Raw genomic sequence first — 4148 nt, 5'->3', positions numbered from 1 at the left:
TCGATGTGGCGGCGGTGAACGGTCCGGCGTCGGTGGTCGTGGCCGGTGACGCGGACGCGCTGGACGAGCTGATGGCGCACTGTGAGAGCAGTGACGTACGGGCTCGTCGCATCCCGGTGGATTACGCCTCGCACACCTGGCACGTCGAGGCGATCGAGGACGAGCTGGCCCAGGTGCTGGCGGCGGTGGAGCCGCGTTCGGGTCAGGTGCCGTTCTTCTCGACCACGGAGGCGGAGGTGGTCGATACGGCTGTGCTGGATGGTGGGTACTGGTATCGGAATCTGCGTCAGCGGGTGCGTTTCGAGGATGCCGTTCAGGGTCTGGTGGAGCAGGGGTACGGGGCGTTCGTCGAGGTCAGTTCGCATCCGGTGCTGGGGATGGCGGTGCAGGAGGCCGCGCCGGACGCGGTCGTGGTGGGTACTCTGCGTCGTGACAAGGGTGATGCGCACCGGCTCCTGACCTCGCTGGCGGAGGCCTGGGTGCGTGGTGTCCCCGTCGACTGGACGGCCGTGCTGGCCGGACACGACGCCCGGACGGTCCCGCTGCCGACCTATGCCTTCCAGCACCAGCCCTACTGGTTCGACCCCGACCCGCAGCCGGTCGCCGTCACCGAAGGGGTCCAGGACCCGGCGGACGCCGAATTCTGGGCGGCTGTCGAGGAACAGGACGTCGAAGCGCTGACCGGTGTCCTCGACGTCGCCGGGGACACCGGGCAGGAGGTGCTGGCCCAGGCGCTGCCCGTGCTGTCGGCCTGGCGCCGGGGCCGCCGTGCCGCGTCCACGCTCGACTCCTGGCGCTACCGCGTCGCCTGGCGGCCCACGGCCGATTCGCTCTCCACCACGCTGGAAGGGACGTGGCTGGTCGTCGTCCCCGCGAGCCACGCGGGCACCGAACTCGTCCAGGTCTGCCTGGAGGGGCTCGCCACGCACGGGGCTCAGACCGTTCCCCTGTTCGTCGACTCCTCCGACACCGACCGCGAGCGGCTCGCCGCGCTGCTGACCGAGACGGCACAGCACAACGGCGTGGACTCCGTCCGGTTCGACGGTGTGCTCTCCTTCCTCGGGCTCGACGAGCACCCGTACCCCGAACAGCCGGGACTCGCGGCCGGTCTGGTGGCCGGCCTGGCACTGATCCAGGCGTGCGGTGACCTCGGTGTGCGTGCCCCGCTGTGGCTGGCCACCAGCGGGGCCGTCACCACGGGCGACAGCGACCCCCTGCGCAACCCCGTGCAGAACGGCATCTGGGGCATGGGCAGGGTCGCCGCTCTGGAGCACCCCGAGTTCTGGGGTGGCCTCGTCGACCTCCCGGAGCAGCCCGACGAGCGGACCGCCGCGCGGCTGTGCGGAATCCTCGCCGACTCCCGTGCCGAGGACCAGGTGGCCATCCGCCGGACCGGCGTCCTGATCCGCCGCCTGACCCGCGTCCCCGTGGGGGCGTCGGACGGCGGTCACGGTACGTGGACCTCGCGCGGCACCGCGCTGATCACCGGCGGCACCGGTGGCCTCGGCGGACACACGGCCCGCTGGCTCGCGAGGAACGGAACCGAGCACCTGGTCCTGGTCAGCCGTCGTGGAGCGGACGCCCCGGGCGCCGCAGCGCTGGAGGCCGAGCTGCGCGAGCTGGGCGCCCGTGTCACCATCGCCGCCTGCGACATCGCCGACCGGGACGCCCTGGGCGCGCTCGTCGAGCGGGTGGAGGCCGACGGACCGCCCATCCGCACCGTCGTGCACACCGCCGGCGTCGGCATCCTCATCCCGCTGGCCACGACCACCCTCCAGGAGTTCGCCGACGGCGCCGAGGCCAAGCTGTCGGGCGTCGCCCATCTCGACGCGCTCTTCTCCGACGACCGGCTCGACGCCTTCGTCGTCTTCTCCTCCGTCGCGGGCGTCTGGGGCAGCGGCGACCACGGGGCGTACGCCGCGGCCAACGCCTACGCCGACGCTGTCGCCGAGCACCGGCGGGCCCGCGGTCTGGCCGGCACCTCCATCGCGTGGGGCATCTGGAGCGACGAGGGCGGCGGCATGGCCCTCGACATCGTCCAGGAGCAACTGCGCTGGCGCGGCATCCCCTTCATGGACCCGGCCCTCGCGGTCAGGGGCATGCAACAGGTCATGGACCGCGACGAGTGCTTCGTCGCCGTCGCCGACATCGACTGGGAGCGTTTCGTCCCCGTCTTCACCGCCGCTCGCCCCCGCCCCTTCCTCACCGAGGTGCCCGAGGTCGCCGAGCTGCTGCGCGCCGAGGAAGAGCGCCACCGCCAGGACACGTCGGCCGTCGCGGGCTCCGGTCTCGTCGACCGGCTGCGCGGCATGGGCGCCGACGAACAGCAGCAGGCCGTACTGGACCTGGTGCGCGCGCAGGTCGCCGGAGTGCTCGGGCACAGCAGCCCGAACAGCGTGGAAGTGGGCCGGGCGTTCCGCGAGCTGGGCTTCGACTCGCTGACCTCGGTGGAACTGCGCAACCGGCTGAACACCGCCACCGGCCTGCGTCTGCCGGTCACCGTGATCTTCGACCGGCCCACGGTCACCGCTCTGGCCCGGCACGTCCGCGAGGAACTGCTCGGAGACACGGCGGCCCTTCCCGTGCCGGCCGCGCCCATGGCCCCGGCCCGTGAGGCCGCCGCGGACGACGACCCGATCGTCATCGTCTCCATGAGCTGCCGCTACCCGGGCGGCGCCGACAGCCCCGAGGAACTCTGGCGGATCCTCGCCGAGGGCCGCGACGTCATCGACGCCTTCCCCGACGACCGCGCCTGGGACCTCGAGGCCCTGTACGACCCGGACCCCGACCGCGAGGGCACCTGCTACGCACGCGAGGGCGGCTTCGTCTACGACGCGGGCGACTTCGACCCCGGCTTCTTCGGGATCTCGCCGCGCGAGGCCGTCGCCATGGACCCGCAGCAGCGACTGCTGCTGGAGACCTCCTGGGAGGTGCTGGAACGGGCCGGGCTCGTTCCCGAGGAACTGCGCGGCACTCCCGTCGGTGTGTTCGTGGGCGCCGCCAACCAGGGCTTCGGCGGCCTGGACAACCTGCCCGAGGGCGTCGAGGGGCACATCGTCACCGGCAGCGCCACCAGCGTGCTGTCCGGCCGGATCGCCTACACCCTCGGCCTGGAGGGCAGCGCGGTGACCATAGACACCGCCTGCTCGTCCTCCCTGGTCGCCCTCCACATGGCCGTCCAGGCGCTGCGCTCCGGTGAGTGCTCCATGGCCCTGGCGGGCGGCGTCGCCGTGATGGTCGAGCCCATCGGCTTCATCGGCTTCGCCCGGACCCGTGGTGTCGCCAAGGACGGCCGTTCGAAGGCGTTCGCCAAGGCCGCCGACGGCATGGGCCTCGCCGAGGGCGCGGGCATGGTGCTCCTGGAGCGCCTCTCGGACGCACGCCGCAACGGTCATCCGGTGCTGGCCGTGGTCCGCTCCACCGCCCTCAACCAGGACGGCGCGAGCAACGGCCTCAGCGCCCCCAGCGGCCCCGCCCAGCAGCAGGTGATCCGGGCGGCGCTCGCCAAGGCCGGGCTGTCGCCGGCTGACGTGGACGCGGTGGAGGCGCACGGCACGGGCACGACCCTGGGCGACCCGATCGAGGCGCAGGCGCTCCTGGCCACCTACGGACGGGGCCGGGATCCGGAACGGCCGTTGTGGCTGGGCTCTTTGAAGTCCAACATCGGCCACACCCAGGCTGCCTCCGGTGTCGGCGGTGTGATGAAGATGGTGCTGGCGCTGCAGCACGGGCTCCTTCCGCCGACGCTGCACGTCGACGAGCCCACTCCGCATGTCGACTGGTCGGCGGGGGCGGTGTCGCTGCTGACCGAGGCCGTGGAGTGGCCGCAGGCCGAAGGCCGTCCGCGTCGCGCCGGTGTGTCGTCCTTCGGAGTGAGTGGCACCAACGCGCATGTGGTGTTGGAGGAGGCTCCGGTTGTGCCCGAGGCCGGGTCCGGCCGTGCGGGTGCGGGCACGTCACCGGTGTTGGTGGCTGGTGGTGTGGTGCCGTGGGTGGTGTCGGGCCGTGGTGGTGAGGGCCTGGCGGGTCAGGCGGGTCGCCTGGCGTCGGTCGTGGGGTCTGCCGGTGGTGAGGTGCGGCCGGTGGATGTGGCGTGGTCGTTGGCGGCGACGCGTACGGCGTTCGAGAACCGGGCCGTGGTCCTGGGG

1 protein-coding gene is annotated in these 4148 nt (G+C 72.7%); it reads left to right on the top strand.

Annotated features, from left to right (window positions below; translation table 11 throughout):
• Nucleotides 1–14 precede the first annotated feature (14 nt).
• The coding region (locus tag AQJ58_RS40015) for a type I polyketide synthase (RefSeq protein ID WP_234360476.1) at nucleotides 15–4148 on the top strand (4134 nt) is incomplete at its 3' end.

Source organism: Streptomyces sp. DSM 15324 (assembly GCF_001514285.1).
Classification (GTDB): Bacteria; Actinomycetota; Actinomycetes; order Streptomycetales; family Streptomycetaceae; genus Streptomyces.
The sequence above is the reverse complement of the archived record's forward strand: the minus strand, read 5'-3'. Positions and strand labels throughout refer to the sequence as shown.